1 tRNA gene is annotated in these 205 nt (G+C 50.2%); it reads left to right on the forward strand.

Going from position 1 to position 205, the window contains the following annotated elements:
- Positions 1-74 precede the first annotated feature (74 nt).
- Positions 75-164: transfer RNA gene (locus tag HMPREF2576_RS09460), tRNA-Ser, on the forward strand.
- Positions 165-205: the final 41 nt, after the last annotated feature.

Consider the following 205-nt stretch of genomic DNA (forward strand, 5'->3'; position numbering starts at 1 on the left):
CAGGAGATCGCGGGTTCGATTCCCGTCGGGACCGCCATTTATTAAATTTTAATAGTTATTTACCTATAATTTGTGGAGGAATACCCAAGTCCGGCTGAAGGGATCGGTCTTGAAAACCGACAGGAGCTTAACGGCTCGCGGGGGTTCGAATCCCTCTTCCTCCGTTTTAATGGTCCCGTAGTGTAGCGGTTAACACGCCTGCCTG

It is taken from the genome of Staphylococcus sp. HMSC063F05 (genome assembly GCF_001837075.1).
Classification (GTDB): domain Bacteria; phylum Bacillota; class Bacilli; order Staphylococcales; family Staphylococcaceae; genus Staphylococcus; species Staphylococcus epidermidis.